The organism is Leclercia barmai (genome assembly GCF_049312895.1).
Classification (GTDB): Bacteria; Pseudomonadota; Gammaproteobacteria; order Enterobacterales; family Enterobacteriaceae; genus Enterobacter; species Enterobacter barmai.
On the sequence record NZ_JBMNWZ010000003.1, the window covers coordinates 399539 to 419059 of the forward strand.

12 protein-coding genes and 1 pseudogene are annotated in these 19521 nt (G+C 60.4%); 5 read left to right on the forward strand and 8 right to left on the reverse strand.

All coding sequences use genetic code 11. The features are described 5' to 3' along the window. Positions 1–36: 36 nt before the first annotated feature. Positions 37–2421 (reverse strand): beta-N-acetylhexosaminidase, encoded by a 2385-nt coding sequence (locus ACOYA6_RS14555; protein ID WP_422654909.1) that lies wholly within the window; start codon positions 2419–2421, stop codon positions 37–39. A gap of 199 nt (positions 2422–2620) precedes the next feature. Continuing rightward, complete coding sequence (mgtA, locus tag ACOYA6_RS14560) at positions 2621–5323, reverse strand: magnesium-translocating P-type ATPase (RefSeq protein WP_138370116.1); 2703 nt, start codon at positions 5321–5323, stop codon at positions 2621–2623. 386 nt (positions 5324–5709) lie between these two features. On the opposite strand from mgtA, the gene treR reads away from it, so the two are divergent. From treR to nrdG, 5 genes are all read left to right on the forward strand, one after another. Then, positions 5710–6657: a trehalose operon repressor TreR gene (gene treR / locus ACOYA6_RS14565; RefSeq protein WP_139564074.1), complete on the forward strand. Its 948-nt coding sequence runs from the start codon at positions 5710–5712 to the stop codon at positions 6655–6657. A 130-nt stretch (positions 6658–6787) separates the two neighbouring features. Continuing rightward, complete coding sequence (gene treB / locus ACOYA6_RS14570; protein WP_422654977.1) at positions 6788–8206, forward strand: PTS trehalose transporter subunit IIBC; 1419 nt, start codon at positions 6788–6790, stop codon at positions 8204–8206. A gap of 49 nt (positions 8207–8255) precedes the next feature. After that, complete coding sequence (treC, locus tag ACOYA6_RS14575; RefSeq protein WP_422654910.1) at positions 8256–9911, forward strand: alpha,alpha-phosphotrehalase; 1656 nt, start codon at positions 8256–8258, stop codon at positions 9909–9911. Between the two features lie 372 nt (positions 9912–10283). Continuing rightward, the gene (gene nrdD, locus ACOYA6_RS14580; protein WP_039030601.1) at positions 10284–12422 is read left to right on the forward strand and encodes an anaerobic ribonucleoside-triphosphate reductase; all 2139 of its coding nucleotides are present in this window, start codon (positions 10284–10286) and stop codon (positions 12420–12422) included. Positions 12423–12596: 174 nt separating this feature from the next. After that, a complete protein-coding gene (nrdG, locus tag ACOYA6_RS14585; RefSeq protein WP_422654911.1) occupies positions 12597–13061 on the forward strand; it encodes an anaerobic ribonucleoside-triphosphate reductase-activating protein in 465 nt (154 codons plus the stop codon). A gap of 48 nt (positions 13062–13109) precedes the next feature. On the opposite strand, the gene ACOYA6_RS14590 is transcribed toward nrdG, so the two are convergent. From ACOYA6_RS14590 to ACOYA6_RS14615, 6 genes and pseudogenes are all read right to left on the reverse strand, one after another. After that, positions 13110–13352 carry a type II toxin-antitoxin system RelB/DinJ family antitoxin gene (locus tag ACOYA6_RS14590; RefSeq protein WP_039030603.1) on the reverse strand — a complete coding sequence of 81 codons (243 nt, stop codon included), beginning with the start codon at positions 13350–13352 and terminating at the stop codon, positions 13110–13112. Positions 13353–13429: 77 nt separating this feature from the next. Further along, positions 13430–15340 (reverse strand): BglG family transcription antiterminator, encoded by a 1911-nt coding sequence (locus ACOYA6_RS14595; RefSeq protein ID WP_039030604.1) that lies wholly within the window; start codon positions 15338–15340, stop codon positions 13430–13432. Between the two features lie 19 nt (positions 15341–15359). Continuing rightward, a pseudogene (locus ACOYA6_RS14600) lies at positions 15360–16430 on the reverse strand (lactonase family protein); the annotation flags it as partial. 117 nt (positions 16431–16547) lie between these two features. Further along, a complete protein-coding gene (dagF, locus tag ACOYA6_RS14605; protein WP_039030605.1) occupies positions 16548–17288 on the reverse strand; it encodes a 2-dehydro-3-deoxy-phosphogluconate aldolase in 741 nt (246 codons plus the stop codon). Next, on the reverse strand, positions 17285–18403 hold the full coding sequence (locus ACOYA6_RS14610; protein WP_422654912.1) for a DgaE family pyridoxal phosphate-dependent ammonia lyase: 1119 nt from the start codon (positions 18401–18403) through the stop codon (positions 17285–17287). Before ACOYA6_RS14610 ends, dagF begins: the two co-directional genes overlap by 4 nt. Next, on the reverse strand, positions 18387–19520 hold the full coding sequence (locus ACOYA6_RS14615; protein WP_422654913.1) for an amidohydrolase/deacetylase family metallohydrolase: 1134 nt from the start codon (positions 19518–19520) through the stop codon (positions 18387–18389). The genes ACOYA6_RS14610 and ACOYA6_RS14615 overlap by 17 nt, the downstream gene beginning before the upstream one ends. Position 19521: the final 1 nt, after the last annotated feature.

Sequence of the window (19521 nt, forward strand, 5' to 3'; positions counted from 1 at the left end):
AGGCCCGGTAAGGCGAAGCCGCCACCGGGCGTTTTTTTACTGATTGCGCGTTGCGCGCAGCAGTTTCTCCAGCGGATAAACCGCCGCAATCACCACTTCATCCTGAATCTGCGCCGCGTTATCCAGCTCGCCCTGAATCGACGCAATCTCCGTATCATCCAGCGTTCCCTGACGCGCCACCAGATCCGTTAAGCGCAGCCCAATCGTCGCCAGCTTATCCACCGTCTGAATCACCGGTTTGATCGCTTTCAGCTGATAGCTGTTTTCTGCCAGCGCCAGCGCGTCCGGAGTGTTGGTCTGCCAGCGGGTAAAGAGATGGCGCAGCGACTCCGCGCTTTCGCTGTCTTCGGCATCGCTCACCAGCCGTTCCACCCAGTGGTTCATCTGCCGCACCGTATTGCTCTCGGGCGATAGCGCGTCGGCCAGGCGGTTCAGCGGCTCAAACAGATCGTAATTCCCGGCCTGGAACTTGAGATGGTTACGGGTGTAATACTGCGCAGGCTCCAGCGCCTGGGCGAGGATCGTCAGCGCCAGCGTGTCGGTGGTGTTGCCGAGCCGCGTGAACTGCACCTGCTGGCGGGCATGCTGCTGCAGCCCCACCGACACTGTCGACCAGCTGTCCATCGCCTGCAGGCGGGTGTACATATTGTCGATATCGTTCACCTCCTGGGCCGACCACAGCCGCTCCGCCACCGCAAACGCCCGCGGCCAGAGCTTAATATCCAGCACCGGTGCAGAGACGTTTTCCGCCCACAGCGCCGCCTCGCCGCCCAGCAGATTGGCCTGCTGGCTGGCATCCGGCACCGCCGGGGCGATCCCTTCCGGCACCGCGTCCAGCCGCTGGCCCGTCACCGGATAACGGCTGTTGCCCAGCAGGAAATAGCCCTCAATCTTGTCGTCTTTCACCGTCACCACCGGACGGGTCTCCCCCATCCAGGTGTCCACGGTGAAGCTCACCTGGTTGTCGCTGCGCCATTCGATATCCTGCACCGCCCGCCGGGATTTGCCGCTGAAATCGATAAAGCCGCGCCAGCCCGCCTCGCCTTTCACCAGCGTAAAGCTGCCCTCCACCGGCTTGCCCTTCAGGCGCGGCAGGGTGAATGACCAGCTCTGGGCGCTGTCGCTGTCGGTAATGACGTCCACATTGTTCAGCCCCTGCGGCACGATCTCATTGCGGTAGTGATAGGCCGTGTACTGGGGCTGATCAAGGTAAAAGCCCGTCGAGAGGATCCCCTTGTAGCCTTTTTTTGCCACCTCGCCCAGCGCGTCCTGCCCCTGCCAGGACTGGATCAGAATGCTTTTCGGCAGATCCGGGTGGTAGATCTCATCCCAGCCCACCATCTGGCGCTGGTTTTTCTCGAGGATCGTCTCCAGCTTGCGGTTGAAGTACGCCTGCAGCGCGTGGCTGTCGGCCAGCTTGTTGTCGCGCATAAACTGCTGGATGGCCGGGTTATTTTTCCACTGGGTGTCGTCCACCTCATCGCCGCCGATGTGCAGATAGGGATCCGGGAAGATCGCCGCCAGTTCGGCGATCATCGCCCCGGCAAAGGCGTAGGTGGCCTCTTTGGTAGGATCCATTACCGGCTTAAGCACGCCCCAGTGGCGCTCCATCTGGTACGGCCCCGGGGCGCTCATCAGCTCCGGATAGGCCACGGCGATGGCCGAGGCGTGGCCGGGCATGTCAATTTCCGGCACCACGCGAACGCCACGCGCGGCGGCGTAGCGCACCACGTCGCGCATCTGATCCTGGGTGTAGAACAGCCCGTCGCTGGCAAGTTCGGTCAGTTTCGGGTAGCGCTTCGAGGCAAATCGCCAGCCCTGATCGTCGGTTAAGTGCCAGTGCAGCACGTTGAGCTTCGCCGCCGCCATGCCGTCGATCTGGCGTTTGATGTCCTCCAGCGGAATAAAGTGGCGGGCGGAGTCGAGCAGCAGGCCGCGCCACGGGAAGCGCGGGGCATCCTCAATGGCGACCCACGGCAGAAAGGTATTTTCAGGCCCGTTCTGGATCAGCTGGAGCAGGGTTTCCATCCCCCGCAGCGCGCCGAAACGTGTGTTGGCGGTAATGGAAACCCCGCTGGCGTCGACGGTGAGCTTATAGCTTTCATCGCTGTCCGGTTTCGGCAGCGGGTCCACCTTACGGGCGATGGCGATGGTGACGGTCGGTTTTTCCGGCTTGTCCGCCTGAGGCTGGAGCGTCCAGCCGGTTTGCAGCGCCACGCGCTGGCGCAGACGGGCAACCGCATCGCCGAGATCGTCCCCGGAAACGCTGACCTGGAAATTATTGTTGATGGCCAGCGCCCCCTGGGTGGCAGGACGTTCAACCTTGGCAGGCCAGGGCATCAGGGGGAGATCGCCTGCCGGGGCGGCAAACGCAGAAAAGCCGAGCATAAGCCCGGCGGTTAAGAGGCTGTACCGTAACATGAATGTTCCTTATTTGACGGGCCGAAAAAAGCAAAACATTCTGTTAACATGTGCGCAAATTAGCGTCAAGCGCGGCGGATGACGGAGATCACAGGTTGTTGAATTTGGGAGAAAAGCCATTTGCCGGGTGGCGGCTTCGCCTTACCCGGCCTACGTGTGGATCCCAGGCCCGGCAAGCGCAGCGCCGCCGGGCAAAAACCTACTGCCACCCGTACCGGCGGCTATAGAATCCTTTCACCAGCTGCGTCAGCACCATATACCCGGCGAGGATCGCCACCAGCCACGGGAAGTAGCTGAGCGGCAGCGCCTGCAGTTGCAGATAGCCCGCCAGCGGCGAGAACGGCAGCGCGATGCCGAGCACCATCACCAGGCCGGTCATCAGGATCAGCGGCCAGGCGGCACGGCTCTGGAGGAACGGAATGCGGCGGGTGCGGATCATATGCACAATCAGCGTTTGCGACAGCAGCCCGACCACGAACCAGCCGGACTGGAACAGGGTCTGCTGTTCCGGGGTATTAGCGTGGAACACAAACCACATCAGGCAGAAGGTCAGAATGTCAAAGATGGAGCTGATCGGCCCGAAAAAGAGCATGAAACGGCCCAGTTCTGCCGGGTCCCAGCGCTGCGGCTTCTGGATCTGATCCTCGTCGACGTTATCAAACGGGATCGCTACCTGGGAGATGTCGTACATCAGGTTCTGGATCAGCAGATGCAGCGGCAGCATCGGCAGGAACGGCAGGAACGCGCTCGCCACCAGCACGCTGAAGACGTTGCCGAAGTTGGAGCTGGCGGTCATTTTGATGTACTTGAGCATGTTGGCGAAGGTGCGGCGGCCTTCGATCACCCCCTCTTCCAGCACCATCAGGCTCTTCTCCAGCAGAATGATATCCGCCGCTTCGCGGGCGATATCCACCGCCCCGTCCACCGAAATACCGATATCCGCCGCACGCAGCGCGGGGGCATCGTTGATGCCATCCCCCATAAAGCCCACCACGTGACCTTCGCGCTTCAGCAGGGTGACGATGCGCTCTTTGTGCATCGGGGTCAGGCGCGCGAAGAGCGTGGTGCGCTTCGCCAGCAGTGCCAGCGCGTCGTCAGTCAGCGCTTCAATTTCGCTGCCCGTCACCACTTCGCCCGCATCCAGACCCACTTCGCGGCACACTTTCGCCGCCACCAGCTCGCTGTCGCCGGTGAGGATTTTCACCGTGATGCCGCTCTCTTTCAGCGCCTTTAACGCTGGCGCCGTGGTCTCTTTCGGCGGATCGAGGAAGGCGATGTAGCCCTCGAGGATCAGATCCGATTCATCGATGCGCTGGTAATCGCCCTCGCGGGCCGGCAGAAACTTGCTGGCCACCGCCACCACGCGCAGCCCCTGGCGGTTGAGGTTGTCGGTCACGCGCCGGATGCGCCGCAGCATGCTCTCGTCCAGCGGGACAATCTCCCCGTGATGCCGTACCTGGGTCGAGACGTTCAGGATCTCCTGCAGCGCCCCTTTGCAGATCAGCAGATGCACGCCCTGCTCTTCACTCACCACCACCGACATGCGTCGACGCTCGAAATCAAAGGGGATCTCATCCACTTTCTGCCAGCGGGTCGAGAGGGTGCGGGCGGCGGCTTCGTCCACCCCTTCCAGCACCGCAACGTCGAGCAGGTTTTTCAGCCCGGTCTGGTAGTGGCTGTTCAGCCACGCGGTTTCCAGCACCCGCTCGCAAATCTTGCCCGAAACGTCGGTGTGGTGCTCCAGCACGATCTTGTCCTGGGTCAGGGTCCCGGTTTTGTCGGTGCAGAGGATGTCCATCGCGCCAAAGTTCTGAATGGCGTCGAGGTGTTTGACGATCACCTTTTGCTTCGAGAGTTTTACCGCCCCGCGCGCCAGGGTCGAGGTGACAATCATCGGCAGCATCTCCGGGGTGAGCCCCACCGCCACCGAGAGGGCAAACAGCGCCGCTTCCCACCAGTCGCCTTTGGTGTAGCCGTTAATCAGCAGCACGATGGGGGTCATCGCCAGCATAAAGCGGATCAGCAGCATGCTGACGCGGCCAATCCCCTGCTGGAAGGCGTTCGGCTCGCTCTCCTGCTCGCTGACCCGCCCGGCCAGCTGTCCAAACCAGGTGTTGCCCCCTGTCGCGATCACCATCGCCTGCGCCGTACCGCTCACCACCGTGGTGCCCATAAAGCACAGGGTGTCGCACTCCAGCGGGTTGCTCTGCTGCGGATCGCGGCTGTGGGCCACTTTCTCCACCGGCAGGGATTCGCCGGTCAGCGAGGCCTGCGCCACGAACAGGTCGCGTGCCTGGAGGATACGCAGGTCCGCCGGGATCATGTCCCCGGCCGCCAGCTTGACCAGATCCCCTGGCACCAGCTGATCGATGGGTATCTCCTGCCAGCCGCTTTCGCCTTTGTCGTTGAGGGTGCGCAGGACGGTGGCGGTGTTGCTGACCATCGCCTTGAGGGCATCCGCCGCGCGGGTTGAACGGGCTTCCTGAATGAAGTTCAGCAGCGTGGAGATGCCCACCATCAGGGCGATCACCCCGGCGGCAAACAGGTCTTCGGTGGCATAGGAGATAACCCCCAGCACCGTCAGCAGCAGGTTGAAGGGATTGCGGTAGCAGGTCCACAGATGAACCCACCAGCGGGCCGGTTTTTGCGCCGGGATTTCATTCTTGCCATGGCGGGCGCGGGCGATCCCCACCTCTGTGGCATTCAACCCTTCCGGGTGGCTGGCGAATGCATGCCAGAGCGCATTCTCTTTCATTGCGGCGACCCGCAGGCAGTGGGCGGCAAGCGCGCCGGGAACAGCGGCATCGGTTTTACCGGTTGCCATTGGCGCACGCTGCACCAGACGACGCGGCAGATGGCGGCTCAGCCGGGTGAACAGCTGTTGGGTGAAATTTTTGAACATACGAAGTCCCCCGCACCCGTAAAAAACGGGCGCAGTCTTGCCATCAGACGTGACAAAGCCACGCCTGAGCGGCGATATCAACTATGCAGGGACGGATAAAACGTCACTGCCTTACGCATCCGGTAAGGCAGGAAGAGACTTACCGGAGTAAAAGGGTTCTCCCTGTCGGGAGAGGGGTGGGATCGGGATCCATACGGCCTCCGGTAAGTAAAAAAAGTAAGTCGGCGCGCAGTATAGTGTTTTAACCATACCGTGAGTGACAATTCGGGCGGTATGATACCGCCCTGGCATTAAACCAAACGTAAACCAGACATTGCCCATTGCACATCGCCATACCCGATTTAGGCTTACTGATTATTTCATTGATGCATAACAGGATATAAAGCATGCAGAACCGCCTCACCATTAAAGACATTGCCCGTCTGAGCGGCGTGGGTAAATCCACCGTCTCGCGGGTGCTGAATAACGAAAGTGGTGTCAGCCAGCGCACGCGCGAGCGCGTCGAGGCGGTAATGGATCAGCACGGCTTTTCCCCTTCCCGCTCGGCGCGCGCCATGCGTGGCCAGAGCGACAAGGTGGTGGCAATTATCGTCACCCGTCTGGATTCGCTGTCGGAAAACCTGGCCGTCCAGACCATGCTGCCCGCCTTCTACGAACAGGGCTACGATCCGATCATGATGGAGAGTAAGTTCTCGCCGCAGATGGTGGAAGAGCATCTCGGGATGCTCAAGCGCCGCAATATCGACGGCGTGGTGCTGTTTGGCTTTACCGGCATCAGTGAAGAGATGCTCACCCCGTGGCAGTCCTCGCTGGTGCTGCTGGCGCGCGATGCCCGCGGGTTTGCCTCGGTATGCTATGACGATGAAGGGGCGATCCACATCCTGATGCAGCGCCTGTATGAGAGCGGCCATCGCCATATCAGCTATCTTGGCGTGCCCCACAGCGACGTCACCACCGGCCAGCGCCGCCATGCTGCGTATCTGGAATTCTGCAAACAGCATGCGCTGCCAGCGGTCGCCGCCTTACCCGGTCTGGGGATGAAACAGGGCTATGAGAAGGTGGCCGATGTGCTGACCCCGCAGACCACCGCGCTGGTCTGCGCCACGGATACTCTGGCTCTGGGCGCAAGTAAGTACTTACAAGAACAACGCATCGACAGCCTGCAGCTGGCGAGCGTGGGCAACACGCCGCTGATGAAGTTCCTGCACCCGGAGATCATCACCGTCGATCCCGGCTACGCCGACTCCGGCCGTCAGGCCGCTCTGCAGCTGATTGAGCAGATTAACGGCCGCAGCAAACCACGCCAGATCGTCATTCCCGCCACCCTTTCCTGAGGGTCAAAAGACGCTTTATTGTGATCCTCGCCCGATTTCGGGAACGTTCCCATTTTCGTTAATTGAGGTTAAGAGTAGGCTTGCCACCAGTTATCTTCCTCCCCCTGAACGAGTGTCATGAGGTTTCATGATGAGCAAAGTAAAACAAACGGATATCGACCAGCTGATCGTGCTGGTTGGCGGACGTGACAATATCGCCACAGTCAGCCACTGCATTACCCGCCTGCGTTTTGTGTTAAACGACCCGGCCAAAGCCGACCCGAAAGCCATCGAAGATCTGTCGATGGTGAAAGGCTGCTTCACCAACGCCGGACAGTTCCAGGTCGTGATCGGCACCGAAGTGGGCGACTACTACAAGGCGCTGCTGGCGACCACCGGCCACTCCTCGGCTGATAAAGAGCAGGCCAAGAAAGCGGCGCGCCAGAGCATGAAGTGGCATGAACAGCTCATTTCACATTTCGCAGAGATTTTCTTCCCGCTGCTGCCGGCGCTGATCAGCGGAGGCCTGATCCTCGGCTTCCGTAACGTGATTGGCGATGTGCCGATGAGCGACGGCAAAACCCTGGCCCAGATGTATCCGGCTCTACAGAGCATCTATGACTTCCTGTGGCTGATTGGCGAGGCCATCTTCTTCTATCTGCCGGTGGGCATCTGCTGGTCGGCGGTGCGCAAAATGGGCGGTACCCCGATCCTGGGTATCGTGCTGGGCGTGACGCTGGTCTCTCCGCAGTTAATGAACGCTTACTTACTTGGACAGCAGGTGCCTGAAGTGTGGAACTTCGGCCTGTTTACCATCGCCAAAGTGGGCTATCAGGCGCAGGTGATCCCGGCCCTGCTGGCTGGCCTGGCGCTGGGGATGATTGAAACCCGCCTCAAGCGCATGGTGCCGGACTACCTCTATCTGGTGGTGGTGCCGGTCTGCTCCCTGATCCTCGCGGTGTTCCTCGCCCACGCCTTTATCGGTCCGTTTGGCCGCATGATTGGCGACGGCGTTGCTTACGCGGTGCGTCACCTGATGACCGGCAGCTTCGCCCCGATTGGCGCCGCGCTGTTTGGTTTCCTGTATGCCCCGCTGGTGATCACCGGCGTGCATCAGACCACCCTGGCCATTGATATGCAGATGATCCAGAGCCTCGGCGGTACCCCGGTGTGGCCGCTGATTGCCCTGTCGAACATTGCCCAGGCCTCGGCGGTCACCGGCATCATCATCGTCAGCCGCAAGCATAACGAGCGTGAAATCTCGGTTCCGGCGGCGATCTCCGCCTACCTCGGCGTCACCGAACCGGCGATGTACGGTATCAACCTGAAGTACCGCTTCCCGATGCTGTGCGCGATGATCGGCTCCGGGCTGGCGGGCCTGCTGTGCGGACTGAACGGCGTGATGGCCAACGGCATTGGCGTCGGTGGCCTGCCAGGCATTCTCTCCATCCAGCCGACCTACTGGCAGGTGTTCTCCCTGGCAATGGCCGTGGCGATCATCGTTCCGATGGCGCTGACCACCGTTGTCTATCAGCGCAAGTACCGTCAGGGCGCGTTACAGGCGGTTTAATCTTCTTCGGGGCGCAGTTGCGCCCCCTTCGCATTTGCAGGAACGCATAATGAATACCCTTCCTCACTGGTGGCAAAACGGCGTCATCTATCAGATCTACCCGAAGAGCTTCCAGGACACCACCGGGCGCGGCACCGGGGATCTGCGCGGCGTGACGTCGCGTCTCGACTACCTCAAAACCCTCGGCGTTGACGCCCTCTGGCTGACGCCGTTCTACATCTCTCCGCAGGTGGATAACGGCTACGACGTGGCGAACTACGTCAGCATCGATCCGGCCTACGGCACCCTGGACGACTTCGACGAGCTGGTGGCCGAAGCCCATCGCCGCGGAATGCGCATCGTGCTGGATATGGTGTTTAACCACACCTCCACCCAGCACGCGTGGTTCCGCGAGTCGCTGAACCCGCAAAGCCCGTACCGCGAGTTCTATATCTGGCGCGACGGCACCCCGGAGCAGGCGCCTAATAACTGGCGCTCCAAGTTTGGCGGCAACGCCTGGCGCTGGCATGCCGAGAGCGAGCAGTACTATCTGCACCTTTTTGCCCCGGAACAGGCGGACCTGAACTGGGAGAACCCCGAGGTGCGCGCCGAGCTGAAAAAGGTGTGCGAGTTCTGGGCCGATCGCGGCGTGGACGGCCTGCGCCTCGACGTGATCAACCTGATTTCAAAAGATCAGGATTTCCCGGAAGACAACATCGGCGACGGTCGCCGCTTCTATACCGACGGGCCGCGTATTCACAATTACCTGCAGGAGATGAGCCGGGACGTCTTCATCCCGCGCAACCTGATGACGGTGGGCGAGATGTCCTCTACCAGCCTGGAACATTGCCAGCAGTACGCGGCGCTGGACGGGCGCGAGCTGTCGATGACCTTTAACTTCCACCATCTGAAGGTGGATTATCCCAACGGCGAGAAGTGGACCCTGGCAAAGCCGGACTATGTGGCGCTGAAAAGCCTGTTCAGCCACTGGCAGCAGGGGATGCACAACCGGGCGTGGAACGCGCTGTTCTGGTGTAACCACGATCAGCCGCGCATCGTCTCGCGCTTTGGCGATGAGGGAGAGTACCGCGTCCCGGCGGCGAAGATGCTGGCGATGGTGCTGCACGGGATGCAGGGCACGCCCTACATCTACCAGGGTGAAGAGATTGGAATGACCAACCCGCACTTCAGCCGCATCACCGATTATCGCGACGTGGAGAGCCACAACATGTTCGCCGAACTGCGCAACCAGGGACATGATGCCGACGACCTGCTGGCGATCCTCGCAAGTAAGTCCCGGGATAACAGCCGCACGCCGATGCAGTGGGATGCCTCCCCCAACGCCGGATTCACCACCGGCGAGCCGTGGATTGGGCTGGGCGATAACGCAGAGGCGATCAACGTTGACGCGGCGCTGGCCGATCCCGACTCGGTGTTTTACACCTACCAGGCGCTTATCCAGCTGCGTAAAACCCTGCCGGTGCTGACCTGGGGGGATTACCAGGATCTGCTCCCGGATCACCCGTCCCTGTGGTGCTATCGCCGTCACTGGCAGGGCCAGACGCTAATGGTGGTCGCGAACCTGAGCCGCGAGTGCCAGCCGTGGCGGCCGCATTCGGTGGACGGCAAATGGCAGGTGGCGATGAGCAACTATGCCGAGGTGTCCCGGCAGCCTGGCGCCATGACCCTGCGTCCGTTTGAAGCGGTGTGGTGGCTGCAAAACTGATGTTATCCGCCGGGCAGCGCACCCTTGCCCGGCGCACGCTTTTTTTGGTGGAAAATCAACCAGATTAGCGCTTGAAGAATTTACAAATCCCGGATCGCCCGTCATCTGTACACTTCGTTTTTTACCTTGTCCTGAATCAAATAAATCGCAAACAAGTTTGATGCAAATCACTACATATAGAACTTAGAATGCTCGCCGACCCAAGATGTTGTATTCATCATCTATTATTGCCACAAGACTTTGCAACCCACGCGGCATCAGTTTGTGGATAAAAAGGGTCGATATCAGGAGAAATCGCGCGCGCGTCGGCAGTTACGGCCCCGACCCTTTTCCCTGCTTCTGTGGATAACCTGTTCTTAAAATGGAGTGATCATGACACCGCATGTGATGAAACGAGATGGCTGTAACGTGCCTTTCAAATCAGAGCGCATCAAGGAAGCGATTCTGCGTGCAGCTAAAGCAGCGGGAGTCGATGACGCAGACTATTGCGCCACCGTCGCAGAAGTCGTCAGCAATCAGATGCATGACCGCAGCAAGGTCGACATCAACGAGATCCAGACCGCGGTGGAAAACCAGCTGATGTCTGGCCCGTACAAGCAGCTGGCGCGCGCCTACATTGAATACCGTCACGACCGGGATATCGAACGTGAAAAACGCGGTCGTCTGAACCAGGAGATCCGTGGCCTGGTCGAGCAGACCAACTCCGCGCTGCTCAACGAAAACGCCAACAAAGACAGCAAGGTGATCCCGACCCAGCGCGACCTGCTGGCGGGTATCGTCGCCAAACACTATGCCCGTCAGCACCTGCTGCCGCGCGACGTGGTGCAGGCCCACGAGCGCGGGGATATTCACTATCACGATCTCGACTATTCGCCGTTCTTCCCGATGTTCAACTGCATGCTGATCGACCTGAAAGGCATGCTGACCCACGGCTTTAAGATGGGCAACGCCGAGATTGAGCCGCCAAAATCGATCTCCACCGCCACTGCTGTAACCGCGCAGATCATCGCCCAGGTTGCCAGCCATATTTATGGCGGCACCACCATCAACCGTATCGACGAAGTGCTGGCCCCGTTTGTGACCGCCAGCTTTGACAAGCACCGTCAGGTGGCAGAAGAGTGGCAGATCCCGGATGCGGACGGCTATGCCCGCTCCCGCACCGAGAAAGAGTGCTACGACGCCTTCCAGTCGCTGGAATACGAAGTGAACACCCTGCACACCGCCAACGGCCAGACGCCGTTTGTCACCTTTGGCTTTGGCCTGGGCACCAGCTGGGAGTCGCGCCTGATCCAGCAGTCCATTCTGCGCAACCGTATCTCCGGCCTCGGCAAAAACCGCAAAACCGCGGTGTTCCCGAAGCTGGTGTTCGCCATCCGCGACGGCCTGAACCACAAGTTCGGCGATGCCAACTACGACATCAAGCAGCTGGCGCTGGAGTGCGCGAGCAAGCGCATGTACCCGGACATTCTGAACTATGACCAGGTGGTGAAAGTTACCGGCTCGTTCAAAACCCCGATGGGCTGCCGCAGCTTCCTCGGCGTCTACGAAGATGAAAACGGCGAGCAGATCCACGACGGGCGTAACAACCTGGGCGTCATCAGCCTCAACCTGCCGCGCATCGCGCTGGAAGCCAAAGGCGACGAAGCGGCCTTCTGGAAACTGCTGGACGAGCGTCTGGTGCTGGCGCGTAAAGCGCTGATGACCCGTATCGCCCGTCTGGAAGGGGTCAAGGCCCGCGTCGCGCCAATCCTGTATATGGAAGGGGCCTGCGGTGTGCGTCTGAAGGCCGACGACGATGTGTCTGAGATCTTCAAGAATGGCCGGGCGTCCATTTCGCTGGGCTATATCGGCATCCATGAAACCATTAATGCGCTCTGTGGTGACAAGCACATCTATGACAGCGAAGCCCTGCGTGAGAAAGGCATCGCTATCGTGCAGCGCCTTCGCGACGCGGTGGATCGCTGGAAAGACGAAACCGGCTACGGCTTCAGCCTCTACAGCACCCCGAGCGAAAACCTGTGCGACCGCTTCTGCCGCCTGGATACCGCCGAGTTTGGCGTGGTGGAGGGTGTGACCGATAAAGGCTACTACACCAACAGCTTCCACCTCGACGTGGAGAAGAAGGTGAACCCGTACGACAAGATCGATTTCGAAGCGGCCTACCCACCGGTGGCGAGCGGCGGGTTTATCTGTTACGGCGAATACCCGAACATCCAGCACAACCTGAAGGCGCTGGAAGACGTGTGGGATTACAGCTATCAGCACGTGCCTTATTACGGCACCAACACGCCAATCGACGAGTGCTACGAGTGCGGCTTTACCGGTGAGTTCGAATGCACCAGCAAAGGCTTCACCTGCCCGAAATGCGGTAACCACGACGCCGCCCGCGTCTCCGTGACCCGCCGCGTGTGCGGTTATCTGGGTAGCCCGGACGCCCGTCCGTTCAACGCCGGTAAGCAGGAAGAGGTGAAGCGCCGGGTTAAGCATTTAGGGAATGGGCAGATCGGGTAATTCGCTGCCGCCTTCATGCCCGGTGGCGCTGCGCTTACCGGGCCTACGGACCGCGCTCTTTTGTAGGCCGGGTAAGCGTAGCGCCACCCGGCGTTTTCGCAAAGCAGCTCGCGCCAGGACAAGGCGGCAAGCGAGTGCAGCCAACGCAGTAATGGCGTTAATTGAGAAGCGAAAATGAACTTCCACCAATACTACCCCGTCGACATCGTCAACGGCCCCGGCACCCGCTGCACTCTGTTTGTTTCGGGCTGCATCCACGAATGCCCGGGCTGTTACAACAAAAGCACCTGGCGGCTGAACTCCGGGATGCCGTTTACCGCAGAGATGGAGCAGCTGATCATCGACGATCTCAACGACACGCGCATTAAACGTCAGGGCATTTCGTTATCCGGCGGCGATCCGCTGCATCCGCAAAACGTGCCGGATATCTTAAAACTGGTACAGCGCATCCGCGCCGAATGCCCGGGAAAAGATATCTGGATGTGGACCGGCTACAAGCTGGACGAACTGAACGACGCCCAGCTGCAGGTGGTGGATCTCATCAACGTGCTGATCGACGGCAAGTTCGTGCAGGATCTGAAAGATCCGATGCTTATCTGGCGCGGCAGCAGTAACCAGGTGGTGCATCATTTGCGTTGAGCCCTAAAGCCGGTGATTTATGTCACGATAGGCAGCTGATTTCTCAGCTCATAGATCATCCAGACTAACCTTGATCCCTTTTTGCGGATCCGCCAGCCGCTCCCTGACCGTCCTGAGCAGTTGATCTTCGCTGTCGCTCACCGTTACGGTTTTAACCGGCATACGGCCATTTTCCGCGACATACTGGAACAGCAGCCGGACGGCTTCCGTCGGGGTAATATTCAGTTTTTCCAGCACGGCATAAGCCTCGTTTTTGAGCGTGTCATCCAGACGGACGTTAAGTGTGGCCATTATGCCTCCGGTAAGAACGAAATTGTAATGCAGTTTAGCATTACATTCGCATTACATCGAATTCTGGATAGCGCCTCTCAAAACCGGCTCAAACACTCCATTGCCACGGATTTAAATTCCGCAAAGTCGTGGCAGCCGCACAGCCGGGTCATTGCCCGTTCGCGCAGGAAGGTGACGAAGATATCGTAGATGGCCATTGCCTCTTCATACTCGCTTTTGCTGATGGCAAGCAGGAAGATGACGTGCGCGGTTTCATCCCCCCACTGGATGCCCTGTGGGGCCAGCACGGTGTAAACTACGGTCTTTTGCGCCAGCAAACCGAGGGAGTGCGGCAGGGCGATGCCGTCGCCGAGCAGGGTGCTGACGATGGCCTCACGCTCGACCACCGAGTCGAGAAACTCCGCGTTCACAAACCCCTCCTCCTGCAGCTGGCCGCACAGCTCCTGGAACAGCGTCTGCTGGTCGATGGGTTTTTCAATCACGCGGAAGTGGCTGGCGTCGAAGTATTTTTCCAGCATCCACGGACGGGTTCTGTCCACCAGCACCAGCTTGCCAATCTGCTCTAACTGATAGTCGGTTGGGAACGGGGCGATCATCACCACCGGCTTGGCTTTTTCGCCGACGCGCGCGGTGGAAATGACAAAATCTTCGCTGATGCTTTCGCACTGCTCATATTCCCGCAGCGTCAGAACGCGGGTGACCTCGATTTGCGGATACTTGCGCTGTAGCACCGCCTCGATCATCCGCACCATCGCGTTGCCCGCGTCGCACACCAGCATCACCCGCGGCTGGCGCTGATAGCCGATGTTGTAGTGGCGCTCCAGCCCGACGCCGATATGCAGCACCAGGAAGCCAATCTCGTTTTCGCTGATCGCATACGGAGTGTATTTGCCCCAGCTGGAGACCGCCGCGAGGGTCATGTCCCAGGCCATCGGGTAGTGCTGCTTGATGTTATCCAGCAGCGGATTGGGGATCATGATCTGGTAGCGCACCCGGGTAATCATGGTCTTAATGTGGGTCAGCAGATCCGCGTGCAGCTGGGCGTCGTCGAGCAGGTTGTAGTTATAGTGGGTGTTGATATAGCGCAGGATGTAGTTCACCAGCGCCTCTTCATCATCGGCGTTGATGGCGCTGGGGGAGATCTCCTGCACCTGGCGCGCGGCGATATGCACCCCCAGCCAGGTCACTTCCGACGGTGCCAGCGTTTTATCTGCCAGCCGGGCGATGGCGCTGGCGATATCCCGCGCGGCGTCGCGCACGTTCTCGGCCACCTCTTCGGCGTTAAATTCCGGCAGCGGATAGCCTTCGCTGATGCGCCGCACCGTCACCGCGCCGTAGAGGCGTAAAAACAGCTCGCCCTCATCGGTGAGGCGAATATGGTGCCGGGTAAAGGTCTCATGCAGGACGGCGGCGAGCTGCTCCGGCACGCCCGCATTCAGCGCCACTTCCGTCACCAGCGGGTTGAGATTGTCCTGCTGCGCCAGCTGCCACAGCAGATCGGTCAGGCAGGCGCGGATCGCCATCTCGCTGCCAAACAGCTTCATGCCGTGACGCGGACGGGTCTCCAGGGTCAGGCGGTAGCGGTGAAACCACTCCCGCACCTCCGCCATATCGCTCTGCAGCGTAGCGCGGCTGACGAACCACTCGTCGGCCAGATCTTCCAGCTTGAGGGAGAACGCCGAGGTGAGAAAACGCACCACCAGGTAGTGCACCCGTTCCGGGCCGGTGCGCGGAATACGCAGCATCCGTGGGTGGGAATCCTGCAGCAGCTGATAGCGCGCCGGATCGTCGATCTTCAGCTGGTAGCCGTTCCCGCGGCTGAGGATAAACTGCGCCCCGTTCCCCGCCAGCAGCGCGTTGAGCGCGGAAATGTCCGCCCGGACGGTACGCGTGGATACCGACAACCGCTGCGCCAGTTCATCCTGCGGCAGCGTTTCGTTTTGCAACATCTCGAACAGTTGCGCTAAACGTTGGTTGGGAAATCGCACGGGGTTGTCCTCTTACTGCTCAGGGTGAAATGACCATCTGGGATGGACTGCCTACCGGGGTGTAGTCTGGCTCAAAGCTCAGCCTGCCGTCCTGCGCCACGCGAAAACGGGTGATGTTGTCGCTGCGCTGGTTCATGACGTACAGCCAGCGTCCCTGTTTATCCAGCGTCAGGGTGCGCGGGTAATCGCCCCGCGTCCAGACATCGTCCTGATGGGTCAGGATGCCGTCCGCCGTTACGGTAAAGTGCCCGATGCTGTTATGCAAACGGTTAGCGACATAGAGCTGTTTTCCATCAGTGCTTAATGCCAGCCCGGCGGCAAAACTGGTGCCTTTGTAACCTTCCGGCAGCGCGGAGACCGTTTTACCCTCTTTCAGCCTGCCGCTGTTATCCAGCACATAATGGGTCAGCGTAGACGCCTCTTCGTTAATCAGCCACAGGGCATCGCCTTTTGGCGTAAAGACGAAATGGCGCGGCCCGGCTCCCTTCGAAGAGGCGCTGATAAACGGCGGATCGTTCGGGATGAGCTTTCCGCTTTGATCGTCAAAACGGTACTGATAGATGCGATCCAGTCCCAGATCGGTAGAAAAAACGAATCTCCCGCTCGGATCCGCGGCGATCATGTGGGCATGCGGGGCGCTATGCCCGCTGATGGCAAAACTGCCCTCCACGGCGGCTTCCGGTTTTGCCGCACCCGGCTCGCCCCGATGCAGATGAACGTCGCTGGCCTCACTCAGGCTGCCATCTGCCTTCACCGGCAGAACGGCCACCGACCCGCCCCCGTAGTTGGCCACCAGCAGGTAACGTCCGGTAGGGGTCAACGACAGGGATACCGGGCCTGCGCCGCCGGACGCCACCTCGTTCAGCAGATGCAACTCCCCGGCGTCATCAATACGCAACGCCTGGACAACGCCCTGCTCCACTTCGCTTGCCAGATAGAGCGTATTGCCATCCGGCGCAATAGCCAGCTGCGCGGCGTTTGTCAGGGTATGCGCCAGGGTTTTGTTGCTGAGCGCGCCGGTGATGGGGTCGAGGGTAAAGCGGTATAAGCCTTCGCCGTGGGGATGGTAAGTGCCGACCCAGGCGTACTGCTGATGTTGGGTGTGCATGGGGATCCTGAGATTGTGCGGTTTGTTCCCCTCACCCTAACCCTCTCCCCATAGGGGAGAGGGGATGATTACACCGCTGGGGTGAGGGGTTGGTTTTTATTACTTAACCAGTTTCTTCGTCATTTCCAGCAGCGTGCGCACGTCTTCCGGACGCGTGTCGCCGCTGGCTTTGTCGATGATCGAACTGTAGATATGCGGGATGATCTTGCTCACGCCCGCATCCAGGGCGATCTGCAGGATCTCTTCGTAGTTTTCCAGATCGATGCCGCCGGTCGGCTCCAGCCAGAAATCGTGACGGGCGCAGGCTTCCGCCACCGCTTTGTATTCGTCACGGCACTTCAGGCCGCCCATCGGGAAGTATTTGATCGAGCTGCCGCCGAAATCCTTCAGCAGGGCAATCGCCGTTTCCACCGGGACAATGCCGTCAGGCGCCGCGCTGCTCAGCGGGCCGGTGGAGATTTTCACCATGCCGACGGTGCCGGTCGGCGAGACCAGACCGTTGACCACGGACTCGCTCTGCCCCAGCAGCGCGCGGCTGGTCGCCACGCCGGTAAAGACCTGGTTGACGTGCTGCGGCTGTACCTGGCGGGAGATTTCGCTCACCATCGCCGACTGGTTCGGGTCGCCCGCGCCCAGGCCCACGGAGAGCGCGTTATCGATTAGCGCGGCATACTCGCGCATATCGGCCACGGCGCTGTCGACGTCCGGGTAGTTTTTGGAGAGCACGCCCACCAGCACATGGCCTTCTGCCGCTTCATAGATGGCGCTGGCGTTGGCTTTCGATCCGGCCAGCACGTTCAGGCAGACGCGGTCACGGTAAAAATTGGGGGTCAGTTTCATGCCTTTTTCTCCTGGCCTAATACTTCGCTGATGCGGCGATAGACAATATTCAGTTGGTCGGCGCTGACGCTGCGCACGTCCGCTTCGATGATCCCTTCGTTGGCCTTGTAGCCACGGAAATAGATGGCGTATTCGCCCTGCTTCAGGGCGTGCACCAGGTCGCCGGTGCCGACGCCGGTGGCGGCTTCGTCGAACTTGATTTCGGTACGGGCGATATCGCGACCGGCGCTGTCCCAGACCACGCGGGCGGTGACGCCGTTCAGGGTGTTGAGCGCGTCAATAAACGGGGTCATCTTCGCCACCATCTCAGCACCGCTCTCTTTGGTGGCCGTCAGGTAGTGTTCGATGGCGCAGGTCAGGCCGAGAATCCCCTCTTTGCCCACCTTCATGGCGCGGCCAATGCCCGCCGTCTGGCGCTTCACCCACTCCACGTACTGGGTCCTGCCGATCACCAGGCCGCTGGTTGGGCCTTCAATGGCCTTCGCGCCGCTGTAAATTACCAGGTCCGCGCCGGAGCGGTAGTAGGTATGCAGATCCTCTTCCGCCGCCGCATCGACGATCAGCGGCAGGTCGTGCTTACGTGCCACCACGGCCGCCTGCTCCACGCTGAGCATGCTCTTCTGCACGCAGTGGTGAGATTTGATGTAGAGGATCGCCGCCGTGCGCGGAGTGATCGCCGCCGCCAGCTGATCGGCGGAGCATTCGTTGGCATAGCCCGCTTCCACCAGTTTGCCGCCGCCCAGCGCCACCATGGTGCCGACCGGGGCGCCAAAGTTCACGTTGTGGCCCTTGGGCAGGACGATCTCGTTGTTCTCAATCGGGGTGACGTGCAGGTTTTCCAGCAGCCAGTCGCTGCCTTTTACCAGTACGGCCGCCACCGACTGGGCGATGCCCGCCGAGGCGCAGGAGACGACGGTCGCCCCTTCCACATCCAGCAGTTTCGCGATGTATTCGCCGGTTTTGTTCACCAGATCCTTCATCTCGAAGTACTGGTTCATGCCGTCCATTGCCGCCTGCACCACTTCCGGGCGCGGGGTGGAGACGCCGAGCGCGGTCATGCGTCCGGAGGTGTTAATCACCTGTTTTAAATTGTATTTCTCAAAAATCGAAGGCATGTTCCGTGCTCCCTTGTTCGGTCATGTAGCCCTTGCCCGCGCGGATCGCGGCAAGCGGCACCAGAATGTGTTCAGCCTGCAGGCTGTCGTTTTCGGCATCCACCAGCACCGTCGGCTGGCGCTTAACGGTGAACAGCGTCAGGTCGGCATCGAGCCCCGGCTGAATGCGCCCTTTCTGCGTCAGACGCAGGCCGTCGGCGGCGTTGGCGGTCACGCACTCAATCACCTGCGGCAGCGACATGCCGATGGCGAGGAATTTCGACATCACGCTTGCCAGCGAGCCCACCGGACCGTTGATGCGGTTGCGGCAGTAGATATCCGAGCTGATGGTGTGCGGCAGAATGCCCATCGCGATGGCGCGTTTCGCCACGTCAAAGCTGAAGCTCGCCGTGCCGTGGCCCACGTCCAGACGCACGCCGCGCTTCAGAGCGGAGGTGATGGAGGCGCGCAGTTCGCCGGATGGCGTCAGAATGCGGTTCGGTTTGCCGTTGTAGCAGTGGGTAATGATGTCCCCGGAACTCAGCAGGTCGGCAATCTCATCGAGGTTCGGCGGGTTATTGCCAATGTGGACCATCAGCGGCAGGTCGCCGTTCTCTTTCTGGATGGTTTTGGCGCGCTCCAGCGGCGTAATGCCGTTCTCGCCCACCACGCTGCTGCTCATGCGCGCCTTCAGGCCGACGATAAAATTCGGATGGCGTTGTACCGCCTGCTTCACCGCGTCGGCGTCGATGTTGGCCATGTTCGCCAGCTCGTTCTGGGCAATCAGCCCCACGCGGGAGATGTTCAGCAGGGCAAAGACCTCGGTGGAGGCTTTGCGGGTGATAGCGTAGAAATCGTCCACGTCGTCCGCCCCGGTGCTGCCCGCGTCGACCACGGAGGTGACGCCGGTGGCGATGCCGACGCTGTCAGGCTCGTCGTGGTAAATCGGCGAGTTTGGGTAGCAGTGGACGTGGGAGTCGATCCAGCCTGCGCTGACGTAAGTGTCGCCGTTGAGCTCAACGGTGCGGTGGGCGGGATCGGTGATGTCGCCCGTCGCCGCGATCTTCCCGTCCTGAATGGCGATATCGGTCAGGGTATCGTCGGTGAGGCGCGCACGGCGCAGGAGTAAATCAAACATG